The organism is Salinibacterium sp. G-O1, from assembly GCF_030063305.1.
Classification (GTDB): domain Bacteria; phylum Actinomycetota; class Actinomycetes; order Actinomycetales; family Microbacteriaceae; genus Rhodoglobus.
Map to the genome: position 1 here is coordinate 136,940 of NZ_JASISV010000001.1, position 14,934 is coordinate 151,873.

A 14,934-nucleotide genomic window follows, 5' to 3' on the forward strand; every position below is an offset into this window, starting at 1 on the left:
TGTTTGAGATAGTCAAGGGTGTGACGTGGCATCAGCGCTAGCGGGGAGGATCCGATCCGACTCGATCCGCAATCGGGTCGCGATTGTCGATGCGGCTCTGCACGCGCTGAGTGAGACGCCGTTCGCGAGCATGGCCGACATTGCCGGGGCGGCAGGCGTGAGCCGAGGAACGCTTTACGGGCACTTCCCCAGTCGACGCGCCCTTGTGCTCGCGGCTTCGGGCTGCGCTGCGATAGCCCTCAAGGAGGTGTTCACCCACCTGGATCCGGCATTGGCGCCTCAAGACGCCCTGGGTGCACTGGTGGCCACCTCATGGAGGGAGCTCGGCTACTTCACTGGCATTTTGGTGGCGGCCCAGGTTGACCTCCGCGCCGAGGAGCTGGAGCGGCTGCGCAACGTACCGATGTCGGGCATCGTGAGCATCCTCGAGCGCGGGCGCGATGCCGGCGCATTTCGATCAGATCAGGATGTCGGATGGCAGGTCGCCTGCATCCTTGCGGTCATGCACGTTGGCGCGATGCGCATCGCGGCCGGTCGTCCAGAGTCAAATGTGGCTGACGAGATGACGTCTACGGTGTGGGCGGTTCTTGCAGCAGAGTTCGAAGGCTCGGCATGAGTTCCTTCTGGACCTCGGCCTCCGTCAGCGTCCCGGCCCTGATTTCCGATGCCGCGCCGTGCACGAGCGCAAAATAACACGAGCTCTGCCACCTGATGCTTTGATCGGAGCGGAACGCTCCCTCCGCGCGGCCGCGCGCAAGAAGGTGCTCGACACGCTCCCGTGTGTCGACGTGACTTCCGTGCATGTCTTCATCAGGAAGCGCTTGTTCCGCGACTCCGCGCAAAACGCTCAGACTGTTCATGAGGCGCCACGACGACGCCACGAGTGCTTCCAGCACGCGCCAGGGGTCACCGCTCACATCGACTGACGAGAGCTCTTCCTCCACGTGATTCATCGACGAGCTGAGTAGCGCCTTGACAAGATCGCTCCGTGACGAGAAATGACCGTAGAGGGTGATGCGGGCGATGCCGGCGGCGTGCGCAATGTCGGCGAGAGTCGCGCGTGGATTCGCGGTCAGGCACTCTGCCGCCGCTTTCAGGATCGCGTCGCGATTGCGCAGCGAGTCCGAGCGCATCGCGCGCTCACGTTGTGCTTCTGCCATCAGCCCTCCTCGCGCCGCCGCGCTAGCTCATACATAACTGTATGCGATGGCTGGGCGCGCCCGGGCGCCATTCTGAACGGTAGCCAAGGGATAGCGCCAGAAGCACCAGAACTCACATCAGAGCGGATGACGGGAATCGAACCCGCGCTATCAGCTTGGGAAGCTGAAGTTCTGCCATTGAACTACATCCGCATTGGCGATTGCACGCCAGAAAATGATCCTACATGCGCCTGTTGCGGGTGCGTCCAGGAGGAGTATGGTCGCGCCTATGAACAGGATGCGCGTGGCTGCAGCCTGCGCTGGCGTCGCGGTTGCGCTGGGGCTGACTGGCTGCGCGCCATCCGGCCCGACACCGACGCCCACCCCCACAGCCGAGCCGTTCACAGCCTCGGCGGTGCCAACGGCCACGGCGAGCCCAACCGGAGCGCCGGCGGCGCTGGCGATACCGGAGTGCGAGGCCATGGTGTCGATCGAGCTCGCTCGCGCATCGTTCAGTGAGTTCACCGAGTATCTCGGCGAACTCTCGACGGCCGTCTACCTCGCCGACCTCGCCAGCCCCGAACTTGTCGCGGCAAGCGCCGGCGCCACACCGGCGAGGGCGTGCCTGTGGGGCGTGCCCAACTCCGATGGCGGTTTCACGCTTTTCGTCGGGAGCGGGGTCGATGGTGCTCGAATCCAGGCCGAACTCATCGCTGAGGGCTTTTCGAGCGTCACGATGGGCACCGTCACGGCCATGGAAGCCACGTTCGACACCGTGATCGGATCGCGGGCTGACACACACCTGTTCACCGGTGATGTGTGGATCGTTGCTCATGGCACCGACCTGAGTCTCTCGGGCATGATCGCGGGTGCCGCTCTTGACGCAATGCGCGCGGCAAACCCATCATTTGACCTGTAGCTTTTCGTTAGTCTGGGCGCATGCTTCTCAGCGATCGCGATATCAAGGCAGAACTGAAATCCGGCCGTATCGGCCTCGACCCCCTCGACCTCGACATGGTGCAGCCGTCGAGCATCGATGTTCGCCTCGATCGTTTCTTCCGACTGTTCGACAATCACAAGTACCCCTTCATCGATCCGGCCGAGGACCAGCCCGACCTCACTCACCTGGTTGAGGTCGACGCCGACCAGCCGTTCATTCTTCACCCCGGCGAGTTCGTGCTCGGCTCCACCTTCGAGCTCGTGACGCTTCCGGATGACGTTGCCGCCCGTCTCGAAGGCAAAAGCTCGCTGGGGCGTCTGGGGTTGCTCACGCACTCCACCGCCGGGTTCGTCGACCCGGGTTTCTCGGGCCACGTCACGCTCGAGCTGTCGAACGTCGCGACCCTGCCAATCAAGCTCTGGCCGGGGATGAAGATCGGCCAGCTGTGCTTCATCCGAACCAGCTCCCCCGTCGAAAACCCCTACGGTTCGGGGCCGTCGGGTTCTCGCTACCAGGGCCAGCGCGGGCCGACCGCTTCGCGCAGTTTCCAAAACTTCCACCGCACCGACGTGCGCTCGACCGATGCCGGTGCGCCGGGGGCGTAATCGTCGCGCGCCCATGCGCGAATTGCGGGATGCGAGTGAATTGTTTAGGGTTGCCTTACCTAACCCTCGATCGGGAGTAATTCCACATGCGCTTTGTTCGCCCCTCCGCACTCGTTTTGACTCTGGCCGGCGCGCTGGTTCTTACCGGGTGCACCCCTGCCGTCGAGCCCGACGTCTCAGAGACTGCTCCCGCCAGCGACGGCACCTTCGTGCTCTATTCGGGTCGCGACGAAGCGCTCGTGCAGCCGCTCATCGACCAGTTTGAGGCCGCGAGCGACATCAAGGTCGAGGTGCGCTACGGCAACACCGCCGAGCTCGCGGCGCTGCTGATCGAGGAGGGCGATGCGACCCCCGCGCAGGTCTACCTGTCGCAGGACGCTGGAGCGCTCGGCGCCCTCAGCAACGCCGGACTATTCAGTACTCTGCCCTCCGACATCGCGGATGCCGTTCCGGCCGGCCTCACCTCCACCGACGGATCCTGGGTCGGTATCACGGGCCGGGCCCGCGTGATCGCTTACGACTCCACCGCGCTGGACTCGAAGGACGTGCCCACCTCGATTGACGCCTTCACCGAGCCCGAATGGAACGGACGACTCGGTATTGCCCCCACCAACGCGAGCTTCCAGTCGTTCATCACGGCATACCGCGTGCTGAAGGGCGAAGCTGCTGCAGATGCCTGGGTCGCCGGGATCGCAGGCAACAACCCCCAGATCTTCGACAACAATCGGGCGATCCTCGCCGCTGTCAACGATGGTGTCGTCGACGCTGGCCTGATCAACCACTACTACTGGTTCGCGCAGGCAGCGGAAACGGGCGCGGCCGGAATGCGCGCACAGCTCTCGTACCCGGCCACGGGCGACGCGGGGTCGGTCGTGAATGTCACGGGAGCCGGCATCCTGAATAACGGTGCGATGGATGCCGACGCCCTGGAATTCGTTCGCTACCTGATCTCGGCTGACGCGCAGAACTACTTTGTCGAGCAGACCTTCGAGTACCCGCTTGTGGCGGGTGTTGATGCACCCGAGGGGCTGCCCGAGCTGGAGGCGCTGATCAACCCCGATCTCGATCTGGCCGATCTCGCCACTCTCGCGGAAACGCAGGCTCTGCTCGCGCAGTATGGCCTGATCTAGCCCGATGGCAGCAGAACGCGGCACGACCGGGCGCTCCGCCGTCCGGTCGTTGCGAAGCGCTCCGCTGTGGCTCATCGTCACCGCCGCGGCTGTTGCGGCCATCGCCGCGATTCCGCTGGTCTACCTCGCGGTTCGCGCGAGTGAAGCCGGACTTGGCACCCTCGTGGAGACCCTCGGGCGTGCCCGCGTCGCCCAGCTCACCATCAACTCGCTGGGACTCGCGCTCGCCGTGACGGCGTCGTCGCTGCTGCTGGGGACGGCGGTCGCCTGGGTTCTGACGAGGCTGCGGGTGCCATTCCCGCGCGCGTGGCTGCTGTTCTCGGCCCTTCCGCTCGCGGTCCCGTCGTATTTGGCATCGTACGGCTGGCTCGTCGTGTCTCCATCTATGAATGGATTCTTCGCCGCCTGGTTGCTGATGACCGCCGTCTGCACCCCTTACGTCACCCTGCCCGTCGCTGCTGCCCTGCGAGCAGCACCCACCGACATGGAGGGGGTCGCCCGCACCCTCGGGTACGGCCCGACGCGTGCATTCTTTGTCGCCACCTGGCCCGAGGTTCGGCCCGCTGCCGCCGCGGGCGCCCTGCTGGTGTGCCTGTACACCCTGAGTGACTTCGGTCTCGTGTCCATGCTGAGATTCCAGACCCTCACCTGGGGAATCAATGCCGCGTACGGTGCGAGCTTTGACCGCAACCAGGCAGCGCTTCTGGCCCTGCTGCTGGTGGCGATCGCCCTGGTTGTCGTCGCTGGTGAGCGTCGCTCCCGCAAACACATCCCGACGGTGTCGGCTCGGCGGGCGCGCCCCAGACAGATTTCGAAACTCGTCCTGCTGGGCTTCCTCCCTCTTGTTGCCGCTTCGCCGATCGTGGGGGTCGCCATCCCGCTGGGTGGTCTCGCGGCCCGGCTATTGCAGGCCGAGACCATCCGCGAGATCGATCTCGCCCGTCTGTTCGCCGCGATTGGTTCGACGCTCGGGGTCGCGGCGCTCGCCGCCATCGTCGCCGTCATCCTTGCCCTGCCCATCGCTGCTCTTGCGGCTCGCTACCGCGGCACGCTGGCAACGATGATCGAATCACTGGGCATGGTCGGGCACGCCCTCCCCGGTATCGTGGTGGGGCTTTCACTTGTCTTCTTCGCGCTTGCGGTGGTTCCTTCGCTGTACCAGAGCGTCGCGGTGCTCGTGTTTGGCTATGTTGTGCTCTTTCTGCCCAAATCGATCGGGACTATGCGCGCGGGTATCTCCACAGTTTCTCCGAGGCTTGCCACCGTTGCTCGCACCCTGGGGCTCACCCCGTGGCAGGCCTGGTGGCGGGTCACGGCTCGCCTCGCGCTGCCATCGGTGGGGGTCGGCGCGATGCTCGTCGCGATCGCGACCATGAAAGAACTGCCCGCAACGCTGCTGCTGCGACCGACCGGCGTCACCACTCTCGCGACCGAACTGTGGTCGCGAACCGTCATCTTCGAGTTCGGAGCTGCGGCTCCCTATGCCGCAGCACTCGTGTTGCTCGCTGCGGTTCCGGCGGTGGCGCTGTCTGGTGTGCGCGGGCTCGCGCGGGAGACCCTGTGAGCGGGGTCAGCATCAGCGGCCTGCACATTTCGCAGGGCAACACTGAGGTGCTCACCGGCGTGGATCTCGAGATCGAGCCAGCGAGCTTCGTGGCGGTACTGGGGCCGAGCGGGTGCGGAAAAACCACGTTGCTGCTGAGCATCGCGGGTCTCCTCCCCGTCACCGCTGGCACGATCAGCGTCGGTGGTCGGCAGTTGTCGGCGGCAGGCACCACCGTGCCGCCCGAGAAACGTAGCGTCGGCTGGATGCCACAGGAGGCGTCACTTTTTCCGCACCTGAGTGTTGCCGACAACATCGGATTCGGCCTGCCGGGGCGAAGAAAAGCAGCCTCGCGCACCGCGAGAGTCGCCGAGTTGATGCGCCTCGTCGGTCTCGACGGTTACGGCGATCGAGCTCCGTCGCAGCTTTCGGGCGGCCAGGCACAGCGAGTGGCGCTGGCGCGCGCGCTCGCCCCCAAGCCCGACGTGCTGCTGCTGGATGAGCCGTTCGCCGCGCTCGACACCCAGCTGCGCGGCTCGTTGCGGCAGGAAGTCAGCGAGCTCCTGGGTGCCCAGCGCACCACCTGCATTCTCGTGACGCACGATCAGGAGGAGGCGCTGACCCTCGCGGACCGGGTGGCCGTCATGCGCGACGGCAGGATCGTTCACAGCGGAACACCGTCAGAGGTCTACGACCGACCCAGTTCACGATGGGCGGCCAGCTTCGTCGGCGACGCGGTCGAGCTTGAGGGCCGCTGGCATGCCGGCCGCGTGAGGTGTGCGCTGGGTTCGGTCGAAGCCGACGCCGTGGGCTTCGACCCTGCCGAGGGTGACGTGGTTGTGCTCGTCCTGCGACCCGAGTGGATTGTCCTTCGGCCAGAATGGATCGCCCATGCCGTTGAGAGTGCTGATGCTCGGGTCACGGGGATCTCGTATGCGGGGCACGACGCACTTGTGAGCTGTGCGCTCAGCGACGGGAGCGTCATCCGTGCGCGGATCGCGCCGTTCGAACTGCCAGCTTTGGGCGACAGACTTCGCCTCGCCGTTCGCCGACCGGGTCTCGCCTACCCGGCAGGGGCTGGCAAGTAGCGGTCAGTCCGGGTCCGGCGCCGTCAGCTGTTCGAGCTGCCACCCGAGCCAGGGGCTGAAAGCGAAGGGCGTCGCCGCCGCGGCAGCGTGCAGTTCCGATGGGGTCACCCATGCGAACTCGGCAACCTCGGCAGGGTTGGGTGCGACGGTATCGGCGGTCACGGCGCGGTAGACGGGGCAGACCTCGTTCTCCACGATTCCTGACGCGTCGACGGCACGGTACCGGAAATCGGGTAACACGATCTCCAGCGAATCGACGGTGATGCCCAACTCGAACTCCGCGCGGCGACGGATGGCTACATCCATCGGCTCATCTGGGGCCGGATGCCCGCAGAACGAGTTGGTCCACACCCCCGGCCACGTAAGTTTCGACAGCGCCCGACGCGTGACGAGCACCTCGCCGTCCGCGTTGTAGATGTGGCAGGAGAACGCGAGGTGAAGCGCGGTATCGGTCGTATGCACGTCGATCTTGTCGGCAACCCCGATGGGCATTGCGTCGTTGTCAAGCAGTACCACCTGCTCGGGGTGCTGAGGGTTCATCGAGGTAGTCTGCCTATATGGATGGATCGGGGCTGCTCGACCTCTCACGCGAGAGGCAAGTGCAGGTCGACGCCGTGTTGGCGCGCTTCTTCAGCCTATCCAAGAACCGCGCAGCAGCCTTCGGGCCGCAATACGTCGCTCTGTGGGAGACGCTGGAGAAAAACACCGTCGGCGGCAAACGTTTTCGCCCGAGGATGGTGATGTGCGCCTATCAGGCGATGGGCGGCACCGACCTCGAAGCCGCCGCCAACGTGGGCGCCGCATTTGAGTTGCTGCATACCGCGCTCATCGTGCACGACGACGTGATCGACCACGATTTCATCCGCCGCGGAGTTCCCAACATCGCGGGAACCTACCGCGAGCTCGCCACGGCAGGCGGGTCGTCGGCTCGGGTGGCCGAGCACAGCGGAATCTCGGCGGCGGTCATCGCCGGTGACCTCGCCCTGTTCAACTCGTACAGGCTGATCGACCGCAGTGGTGTGTCAGACCAGACCAGAACGCGCCTGATCGAGGTGATGGATGAAGCGTTGTTCGCCTCCGCGGCGGGCGAGTTGATCGACGTCGACTTCCAGATCGCGGATGAGGTGCCTCGCGTCGACGACATCCTCACCATGGAGCGCTTCAAGACCGCGGTGTACTCGTTTGAGTGTCCCCTCCAGGCTGGCGCGATCCTCGCCGGTGCCTCCGAGGATGTCGTCACGACCCTGGGTGACTTTGGCCGGGAGATTGGCATCGCGTATCAGATTGTTGACGACCTCCTCGGTGTCTTCGGGCTCGAAGAGGAGACCGGCAAGACCACGAGCGGCGACCTGCGCGAGGGCAAACGCACCGTGATGATCGCGTATGCGACGAGCACTCGCGAGTGGGCTGCGGTTGAGCACCTGCTCGGCGACCCCGAGCTGACGGAGGAGCAGGCCCAGATGCTGCGCGATGTGCTCATCGGGTGCGGCGCGCGATCGTTTGCTGAGGGCCTCGCGCGTTACTACGCGAATCGTGCCCTTGCGCGGCTCGCAGAGCCGCACATCCCCCCGGCGCTGCGTGCCGAACTTCATCCGGTCGCCGACTCCGTGCTGGGCCGCGTCAAGTGAGTGGGCGTGACGCGAGCAGGATCAGGCTTTCGCTGTATGACCGTGTCGCCGAGGAGACCTCGAGCGTCATCATCCGGCGCTATTCCACCTCATTCGCGCTGGCCAGCCGGCTGCTCGGCGCTGGCGTTCGCCAGCACGTCGAGAATATCTATGCGCTGGTGAGGATCGCCGACGAGATTGTCGACGGCGCCGCCGACGACGCAGGGCTCGACGTGACGGGCGCCGGTCGCGTGCTCACCGAGCTCGAACAGGAGACCGAGCGAGCCATGCGGGAGGGTTTCAGCGCGAACCTCGTGGTGCACGCCTTCGCGCTCACAGCCAGGGAGGTGTCGTTCGGCAGCGAGCTGACGACGCCGTTCTTCGAGTCGATGCGCGCAGACCTCAGCCAGAAGGTGCACGACCAGGCCAGCTTCGAACGATACGTGTACGGCTCGGCCGAAGTCGTCGGGCTCATGTGCCTGAAGGCATTCCTGGTCGGTGAAACCGTGACGGACCATGCCCGACTCGAGACAGGAGCGCGTGCCCTGGGGGCAGCGTTCCAGAAGGTGAATTTCTTGCGAGACCTCTCAGCCGATTTCGAGACACTCGGTCGCAGCTACTTTCCGGATGTCGCGGTCGACTCGTTCGACGAGGCCACCAAGGTGCGGCTGCTCGACGATATCGACGCCGACCTGGCCGTCTCGGCCGCCGTCGTCCCGGACCTGCCCCGCAGCTCACGCCGCGCGGTCGCCCTCGCCCAGTCGCTGTTCGCGGAGCTCTCGGTGCGCCTGCGCGCCACCCCGGCATCCGAACTCGTGCACACCCGGGTTCGTGTGCCCAACCCGGTGAAGGCTCGCCTCGCGCTCGCGGCAGCCATGGGAGCCCGGCCCGGCACGGGAGTGCAGTCATGAGCCGCGTCGTCGTCATCGGTGGGGGAATCGCGGGGCTCGCCACCTCCGCCCTGCTCGCGCGGGAGGGTCACGAGGTCACCCTGCTGGAGGGCCGGCCCGAGGTCGGCGGTCGCGCTGGATCGTGGCAGAGTGACGGCTTCCGCTTCGACACCGGCCCATCGTGGTACCTCATGCCCGAGGTGTTCGATCACTTCTACCGCCTGCTGGGCACCACCGCCGACGAGCAACTCAGACTGGTAACCCTCGATCCCGGTTACAGGGTATTTTTCGAGGGTGAGGCCGATCCGCTCGACATTCTCGCGGATCGGGCCGAAAACGTCGCCCTGTTCGAGTCGGTGGAGAAGGGCGCGGGGAAGAAGCTTGAGCGCTACCTCGACTCGGCCGAAGAGACCTACACTCTGGCGAAGCGCCACTTTTTGTACACGACCTTCGCCGACTTCCGTCCGCTGTTCAATGGGGACGTTCTCGGCCGCGCCGGGAAGTTCCTCCGGCTGCTGCTGCAACCCCTGTCGTCGTATGTGTCGCACACGTTCAAGAGCCGCAAGCTGCGGCAGGTGCTCGGGTATCCCGCGGTGTTCCTCGGATCGTCGCCGTACCTGACGCCCAGCCTGTACCACCTGATGAGCCACCTCGACCTGAGCGACGGCGTGCTGTATCCGATGGGAGGATTCACCAGCGTCATCCGCAGCATTGCTGATCTGGCCACCGCGGAGGGCGTCACGATCATCACCGGCGCCGCCGCTACAAAGATTCTGGTCGAGCGTGGCGCGACTACCGGTGTCGAGTACACGGCCAACGGCACGACAACGACGGCCGCTGCCGACATCGTGGTGTCTGCAGCAGACCTGCACCACACCGAGACCACACTTCTCGAGCCTGGGCAGCAGACCTATCCCGAGCACTATTGGGACAAGAAACTCGCTGGCCCCAGCGCACTGTTGCTCTACCTGGGGGTCGAAGGCGCACTGCCCGAACTCGAACACCACACGTTGCTGTTCACCCGGGAGTGGGAGAAGGGATTCGACGCGATTTTCGGCGCGAACCCGACGGTTCCCGATCCGGCATCGCTGTACGTCTGCAAGCCCAGCGGGGTCGATCCGGATGTCGCGCCGGACGGGTTCGAGAACCTGTTTGTGCTCGTGCCGATCCCGGCCGACCCCACGATCGGTCGCGGGGGTGTCGGCGGCGACGGGGACCCGAGGGTCGAGGCGCTCGCCGACCGTGTCATCCAGCAGATCGCGGACTGGACCGGTGTCGCCGACCTGGCGTCGCGGATCACGGTCCGACGCACTGTCGCCCCGGGGGACTTCGAACACGATCTGAACTCATGGAAGGGCACCGCCCTCGGGCCGGCCCACACTCTCAAGCAGAGCGCGTTCTTCAGGGCGGGCAACGTGTCGAAGAAGGTGCGCGGGCTCTACTACGTTGGTGGCTCGACCATCCCCGGCATCGGACTGCCGATGTGTCTGATCAGCGCGGAGCTGATCGTGAAGCGCCTGCGCGGCGACACCTCGACGGGCCCGCTACCCGAACCGCTCATCCCCAGATCATGACCCTGCTCTACCTTGCGGCGCTGCTCGTCGCCCTGTTCGGGATGGTCATGCTCGACCGGCGCTTCACCCTCTTCTTCTGGCGGGATGCCCGCAGGGCCGGGGTTGTGCTCGCCGTCGGGGTGCTGTTCTTCTTCGCCTGGGATCTCGCGGGCGTGGGCGGCGGCATTTTCTTCCGGGGCGAGACGTCGTTCATGACGGGGCTGCAGGTGGCTCCCGAGATTCCGCTCGAGGAGATCTTCTTCCTCGCGCTGCTGTGCTACCTGACCATGAATGTGTACGGTGCGCTCACCTCGCGTCAGCACAACCCGGGGGCCGCACCGTGACGTACTGGGCCCTCAACGCGATCTTCCTGGCGGTCGTGCTTGCCACCGTGGTTATCGCATCCATTGTTGAGCGTCGTCGCCTGAACTGGCCTGCCCTCGGTATCACGCTTGCGGTGCTGCTGGTGATGACGGCCGTCTTCGACAATGTGATGATCGGCATCGGGCTGGTCGCCTACAACCAGTCACTGATCAGCGGTGCGTTCATCGGTGTTGCCCCGCTTGAGGACTTCGCGTACGCGGTCGCTGCGGTCGTGGGCTTGCCGTCGCTGTGGGTGTTGCTGGGGAGAGGACGACATGAACGAGGCAGGGCGATGCTTAAGGCGCTGTTCGTCTCATCCAGGCCACTGAGTTGGATCAACACCGCCTTCCCCTTTGCTGCCGCCTACATTCTGACGACTCAGCGGATCGACCTGACTCTCGTGCTCGGGACCATCTACTTCCTGGTGCCATACAACCTCGCGATGTACGGCATCAACGACGTCTTCGACTACGAGTCAGACCTGCGCAACCCGCGCAAGGGCGGCGTCGAGGGCGCGTTGCTTGATCGGCGGATGCATCGCCCGACCATCATCGCCGCGATTCTCACGAACATTCCGTTTCTGGCATATCTCATCGTTGTGGGTGGCTCGCTGTCCTGGCTGGTGCTGGCCATCAGTGTTTTTGCCGTCGTCGCCTACTCGGCGAAAGGCCTGCGTTTCAAAGAAAAGCCCTTCCTCGATTCACTGACCTCCAGCACACACTTCGTGTCTCCCGCCGTGTACGGCCTCGTGCTTGCGGGCGCCATATTCAGCCCCCAGCTGTGGGCGTTGCTGGCCGCCTTCTTCCTGTGGGGGGTCGCATCGCACGCCTTTGGGGCGGTGCAGGATGTGATCGCCGACCGTGAGGGAGGCATCTCGTCGGTCGCGACGGTGATTGGAGCGCGGGCGACGGCCAGGCTCGCGGTGGTCGCCTATCTTCTCGGCGGCGTGCTGCTGCTGTTCACCGAGTGGCCCGGCCCCCTCGCGGCCATTCTGGTGTTGCCATACGCGGCGGTGTGCGCGCCGTTCTGGAACGTGACGGATGCCGACGCCGACACCGCCAATCGTGGCTGGCGCAGGTTTCTGCTGCTCAACTTCATCTCGGGATTCTTCGTCACCATGCTCATGATCTGGTGGCGGCTGACGACCTAGTCGCGCGGCTAGCCGTCCCAGCCGAGGTTGCGCGCCATGCGCTCGAGCGCACTCGTGGTCGCGTCATATTCGTCAGGGGTGATGCCCTCGGTCATGACCGTGCGTTGGGTGGCCACGACCTGTGCGAGTCGTTCGAAGGCAAGATTGCCGCGCTCCGTCAGCTCATAGGTTCCGGACGCGTCGAGAACCCATGCGCTCTCGATGAGCTCTGCGAGGTGGGCGACCGAGGTTTCGGCGGGGTCGTCACTTGGGGCTGCTGACACGAGCGGCGCAGCCAGGAACGGCGCCACGGCGGCATCCAGTTGCTCCACCGTCGCGGACTCTCGGGAGAGCACGTTCAGGAGTTGCCACTGGCGCCGCGTGACGCCGTGTTCCTCAAGTGTCGAGGCGAATTGCTCGTCGATCATGCGGTCGACGAGCTTGAGCCAGAATCCGATCGGTCGAGAGGTATCCATAAACCGACACTATTCCTCGGGCGCCGCGAGGGGAACATCCCCACCGGGCGTGCCGCGCGTCGTGAATGCCCGCCTAGTAGCTGAATCCGAGCTCTGCCGGGTAGTCGCCGAGGGCGGTGAGCTGGGTCGCTGTCGCCTGCAGGTGTGCGAGGGTGAGGCCCAGGATGCCGGGACCGAAGCTCACCCGCGAGACGCCGAGCTCCGCGAGCTTCTTCAGGGGAACCGAGCTCGGGTTGGAGATGACCGACACCTTCCCGTCGATCTCGGAGATGGCCCTGGCGACCTTCGCCTCGTCGCCGAGGCCGAGCACGAAGACGCAGTCAGCGCCGGCGCCCAGGTAGGCGTTGGCCCGAGTGATCGCGTCATCCCATTCGCCCCCTCCGGCGAGCGTGTCGACCCGTGCGTTGATGACGATCGGGACACCGGTGGCGTCGCCCGCAGCGCGCGCCGCTGCCACCCGTGAAACGGCGGTGTCGAGGTCGAAGAGCGGAGCCTTCGACGGCCCGCTGCTGTCTTCGATGTTGATGCCGGCGGCGCCCACGCCGATCAGGGCCTCGACGTTGCGCTGTACCCCCGCGGCATCCTGGGCATAGCCCTTCTCGAAGTCCACGCTGACGGGAATCTCAACAGCCGAGGCGATCACGCGGGCGACGTCGAGAGCCTGCTCGATGCTGAGTCCTTCGCCGTCCGGCAGACCGTGCGCGAAGCTGACCGCGTGACTCGCGGTCGCGAGTGCCTTCACTCCGGGAGCGCCAGCCACGATTCTTGCGGTGACGGCATCCCACACGTTGGTGAGGATGAGCGGAGTTCCGGGGACGTGCAGCGAGCGGAGGAGTTCGGCCTGGGCGGCGGTATTAGTCATGACCACAGCCTGCCGGAAGTGCCCTGACAGTTTCCGGCGAGTTTCGGACGCTGCTAGCGCTCCCTGACGTGCTTGGGCAGCTTCACGAGCAGCATGAGGCCGAGCCCGACCGCGAGCACGACAACAATGCCCAGGATGCCCCAGTACTGGAAGCCGAAGATCGCGATGAACAGCGCCCACAGCCCTGGCGACAGGAAGCTCGCCGCGCGGCCGGTCGTCGCGTAGAGGCCGAAGATCTCGCCCTCGCGCCCGGCCGGGGTCACCCGGGTGAGCAGCGACCTGCTCGCGGCCTGCGCGGGACCCACGAAGACGGTGAGCAGCAGCCCGGCGACCCAGAACACCAGCTTGCCCGCGTCGTGAAGGAGGAAGGTGGCGGTGCCTGCGACGATCAGCCCGAACAGGGAGAAAATGATCACGGCACGTGGACCGAAGATGTCGTCGAAGCGACCAGCGATGATCGTGCTGATGCCGGCGACGAGGTTCGCCACAACACCGAACAGCAGCACCTCGTTGCTCGTGAACCGGAAGGTGACCGCAGCAATGATCGCGCCGAAGGCGAAAACTCCGGCCAGACCGTCGCGGTAGACGGCGCTGGCCAGCAGGAACCAGAAGGTCGGGCGGGTCTCGCGGTACAGGCGGGCGACATCCTTCACGAGAACGACGTAGCTGGCAAAGAAGCCGACCTGTGGGCGGCCGGGTGCTGGCTCGGCCTCCGGCACGTTCAGGAAGATCGGGATGCTGAACAGCACAGTCCACACGGCGCATCCCACCGCGATCACGCGGAACGCCATCCCGTTCTCGGTCGACATGCCTAGCCAATCGAGTTGGGTGAGCACGACGACGATGATCAGGGCGACGATGCCACCGAGATAGCCGAAGCCCCAGCCGAGTCCGCTGATCTTGCCGATGGTCTTACGTGTCGATACCTGCACGAGCATCGCGTTGTAGTTGACCCCGGCAATCTCGCTGAAGACGCTTCCGATCGCGATGAGGGAAATGCCCAGGATGAAGAACGGAGGCGACGCCTGCACGAAGAAGAGCGCGGCCATGCACAGCACGAGCACCCCGGTGCTGACGGCGAGCCAAAGCTTGCGTCGGCCCGAGGCGTCGGCGCGCTGGCCCTGCACGGGAGCGAGCAGTGCGATCAGGGCTCCCGCGACGAAGATGGCGACGCCGTATTGGCTCGACAGCTGTGACAGCGCGAGGTCGTACTCGGTGTTGCCGGCGCCGAGAGCCGCGATCTCCGGCGGCAGGAAGGTGTCCGTTGTCAGGTACAGCGCTGTGAAAACGAAGGTGAGGATGACCGAGTTGAATGGTTGTGTCGCCCAGTCCCACAGGGCCCACGAGAAAACCTGCTTGCGGGGGATGACCTTTCCCTCCTGCAGATCGAGCCCGACGGCCGCGATGGCCCCCGTGTTTGCCGCGGTGGGAACCGTCTTGTCAGTCATGCTGACACGCTAGCGGCTGGGGGTGGCCGACGGGTGAACGACATTCTGGGGGAAAACTTGAGTCACTCACACTCAAGTCTCAGGTTTCCAACTTGACTCTCGAATTCGCGCCGTGCAAACTTGATACAACGCGACTCAACTAAGCCGCGATGAGACCAACA

General features: G+C 65.3%; 16 protein-coding genes and 1 tRNA gene. 11 read left to right on the forward strand and 6 right to left on the reverse strand.

Annotated elements, in window-relative coordinates; genetic code table 11:
- Nucleotides 1-25 precede the first annotated feature (25 nt).
- Nucleotides 26-616 (forward strand): TetR/AcrR family transcriptional regulator, encoded by a 591-nt coding sequence (locus tag QMG83_RS00705; RefSeq protein ID WP_283503448.1) that lies wholly within the window; start codon nucleotides 26-28, stop codon nucleotides 614-616.
- Here the strand turns inward: QMG83_RS00705 and QMG83_RS00710 are convergent.
- Nucleotides 570-1,160 carry a TetR/AcrR family transcriptional regulator gene (locus QMG83_RS00710; protein ID WP_283503449.1) on the reverse strand — a complete coding sequence of 197 codons (591 nt, stop codon included), beginning with the start codon at nucleotides 1,158-1,160 and terminating at the stop codon, nucleotides 570-572. The two genes, QMG83_RS00705 and QMG83_RS00710, sit on opposite strands and share 47 nt — an antisense overlap.
- A gap of 121 nt (nucleotides 1,161-1,281) precedes the next feature.
- Nucleotides 1,282-1,352, reverse strand: a tRNA-Gly gene (locus QMG83_RS00715).
- 76 nt (nucleotides 1,353-1,428) lie between these two features.
- Between QMG83_RS00715 and QMG83_RS00720 the strand changes: the two genes are divergently transcribed.
- From QMG83_RS00720 to QMG83_RS00740, 5 genes are all read left to right on the forward strand, one after another.
- Nucleotides 1,429-2,058, forward strand: a complete 630-nt coding sequence (locus tag QMG83_RS00720; RefSeq protein WP_283503450.1) for a hypothetical protein — start codon at nucleotides 1,429-1,431, stop codon at nucleotides 2,056-2,058.
- A 20-nt stretch (nucleotides 2,059-2,078) separates the two neighbouring features.
- Complete coding sequence (gene dcd / locus QMG83_RS00725; protein ID WP_283503451.1) at nucleotides 2,079-2,684, forward strand: dCTP deaminase; 606 nt, start codon at nucleotides 2,079-2,081, stop codon at nucleotides 2,682-2,684.
- An 86-nt stretch (nucleotides 2,685-2,770) separates the two neighbouring features.
- Nucleotides 2,771-3,814, forward strand: a complete 1,044-nt coding sequence (locus QMG83_RS00730; protein WP_283503452.1) for an iron ABC transporter substrate-binding protein — start codon at nucleotides 2,771-2,773, stop codon at nucleotides 3,812-3,814.
- 4 nt (nucleotides 3,815-3,818) lie between these two features.
- The gene (locus tag QMG83_RS00735) at nucleotides 3,819-5,378 is read left to right on the forward strand and encodes an ABC transporter permease (RefSeq protein ID WP_283503453.1); all 1,560 of its coding nucleotides are present in this window, start codon (nucleotides 3,819-3,821) and stop codon (nucleotides 5,376-5,378) included.
- Nucleotides 5,375-6,445, forward strand: a complete 1,071-nt coding sequence (locus tag QMG83_RS00740; RefSeq protein WP_283503454.1) for an ABC transporter ATP-binding protein — start codon at nucleotides 5,375-5,377, stop codon at nucleotides 6,443-6,445. Before QMG83_RS00735 ends, QMG83_RS00740 begins: the two co-directional genes overlap by 4 nt.
- A gap of 3 nt (nucleotides 6,446-6,448) precedes the next feature.
- On the opposite strand, the gene idi is transcribed toward QMG83_RS00740, so the two are convergent.
- Nucleotides 6,449-6,985, reverse strand: coding sequence for an isopentenyl-diphosphate Delta-isomerase (gene idi, locus QMG83_RS00745; protein WP_283503455.1), 537 nt, complete (start codon nucleotides 6,983-6,985; stop codon nucleotides 6,449-6,451).
- 17 nt (nucleotides 6,986-7,002) lie between these two features.
- Between idi and QMG83_RS00750 the strand changes: the two genes are divergently transcribed.
- From QMG83_RS00750 to QMG83_RS00770, 5 genes are read left to right on the forward strand one after another with little or no spacing between them, the layout of a single operon-like run.
- Nucleotides 7,003-8,073: a polyprenyl synthetase family protein gene (locus QMG83_RS00750; RefSeq protein ID WP_283503456.1), complete on the forward strand. Its 1,071-nt coding sequence runs from the start codon at nucleotides 7,003-7,005 to the stop codon at nucleotides 8,071-8,073.
- Nucleotides 8,070-8,963 (forward strand): phytoene/squalene synthase family protein, encoded by an 894-nt coding sequence (locus QMG83_RS00755; protein ID WP_283503457.1) that lies wholly within the window; start codon nucleotides 8,070-8,072, stop codon nucleotides 8,961-8,963. The genes QMG83_RS00750 and QMG83_RS00755 overlap by 4 nt, the downstream gene beginning before the upstream one ends.
- The gene (gene crtI, locus QMG83_RS00760; protein ID WP_283503458.1) at nucleotides 8,960-10,516 is read left to right on the forward strand and encodes a phytoene desaturase family protein; all 1,557 of its coding nucleotides are present in this window, start codon (nucleotides 8,960-8,962) and stop codon (nucleotides 10,514-10,516) included. Before QMG83_RS00755 ends, crtI begins: the two co-directional genes overlap by 4 nt.
- Nucleotides 10,513-10,839 carry a lycopene cyclase domain-containing protein gene (locus QMG83_RS00765; protein WP_283503459.1) on the forward strand — a complete coding sequence of 109 codons (327 nt, stop codon included), beginning with the start codon at nucleotides 10,513-10,515 and terminating at the stop codon, nucleotides 10,837-10,839. Before crtI ends, QMG83_RS00765 begins: the two co-directional genes overlap by 4 nt.
- Nucleotides 10,836-12,008: a prenyltransferase gene (locus QMG83_RS00770; RefSeq protein WP_283503460.1), complete on the forward strand. Its 1,173-nt coding sequence runs from the start codon at nucleotides 10,836-10,838 to the stop codon at nucleotides 12,006-12,008. Before QMG83_RS00765 ends, QMG83_RS00770 begins: the two co-directional genes overlap by 4 nt.
- 8 nt (nucleotides 12,009-12,016) lie before the next feature.
- On the opposite strand, the gene QMG83_RS00775 is transcribed toward QMG83_RS00770, so the two are convergent.
- The 3 genes from QMG83_RS00775 to QMG83_RS00785 form a co-directional block, all read right to left on the reverse strand.
- Complete coding sequence (locus QMG83_RS00775) at nucleotides 12,017-12,463, reverse strand: winged helix DNA-binding protein (protein WP_283503461.1); 447 nt, start codon at nucleotides 12,461-12,463, stop codon at nucleotides 12,017-12,019.
- A gap of 73 nt (nucleotides 12,464-12,536) precedes the next feature.
- Nucleotides 12,537-13,325, reverse strand: a complete 789-nt coding sequence (locus QMG83_RS00780) for an isocitrate lyase/PEP mutase family protein (RefSeq protein WP_283503462.1) — start codon at nucleotides 13,323-13,325, stop codon at nucleotides 12,537-12,539.
- Between the two features lie 53 nt (nucleotides 13,326-13,378).
- On the reverse strand, nucleotides 13,379-14,773 hold the full coding sequence (locus QMG83_RS00785) for an MFS transporter (RefSeq protein ID WP_283503463.1): 1,395 nt from the start codon (nucleotides 14,771-14,773) through the stop codon (nucleotides 13,379-13,381).
- Between the last annotated feature and the right edge of the window lie 161 nt (nucleotides 14,774-14,934).

Bases quoted from the DNA above. Each gene is read 5' to 3' on its own strand.
- QMG83_RS00710 (WP_283503449.1), bottom strand. From the start codon at position 1,160: ATGGCAGAAGCACAACGTGAGCGCGCGATGCGCTCGGACTCGCTGCGC.
- QMG83_RS00720 (WP_283503450.1), top strand. From the start codon at position 1,429: ATGAACAGGATGCGCGTGGCTGCAGCCTGCGCTGGCGTCGCGGTTGCG.
- dcd (WP_283503451.1), top strand. From the start codon at position 2,079: ATGCTTCTCAGCGATCGCGATATCAAGGCAGAACTGAAATCCGGCCGT.
- QMG83_RS00730 (WP_283503452.1), top strand. From the start codon at position 2,771: ATGCGCTTTGTTCGCCCCTCCGCACTCGTTTTGACTCTGGCCGGCGCG.
- QMG83_RS00735 (WP_283503453.1), top strand. From the start codon at position 3,819: ATGGCAGCAGAACGCGGCACGACCGGGCGCTCCGCCGTCCGGTCGTTG.
- idi (WP_283503455.1), bottom strand. From the start codon at position 6,985: ATGAACCCTCAGCACCCCGAGCAGGTGGTACTGCTTGACAACGACGCA.
- QMG83_RS00750 (WP_283503456.1), top strand. From the start codon at position 7,003: ATGGATGGATCGGGGCTGCTCGACCTCTCACGCGAGAGGCAAGTGCAG.
- crtI (WP_283503458.1), top strand. From the start codon at position 8,960: ATGAGCCGCGTCGTCGTCATCGGTGGGGGAATCGCGGGGCTCGCCACC.
- QMG83_RS00765 (WP_283503459.1), top strand. From the start codon at position 10,513: ATGACCCTGCTCTACCTTGCGGCGCTGCTCGTCGCCCTGTTCGGGATG.
- QMG83_RS00775 (WP_283503461.1), bottom strand. From the start codon at position 12,463: ATGGATACCTCTCGACCGATCGGATTCTGGCTCAAGCTCGTCGACCGC.
- QMG83_RS00780 (WP_283503462.1), bottom strand. From the start codon at position 13,325: ATGACTAATACCGCCGCCCAGGCCGAACTCCTCCGCTCGCTGCACGTC.
- QMG83_RS00785 (WP_283503463.1), bottom strand. From the start codon at position 14,773: ATGACTGACAAGACGGTTCCCACCGCGGCAAACACGGGGGCCATCGCG.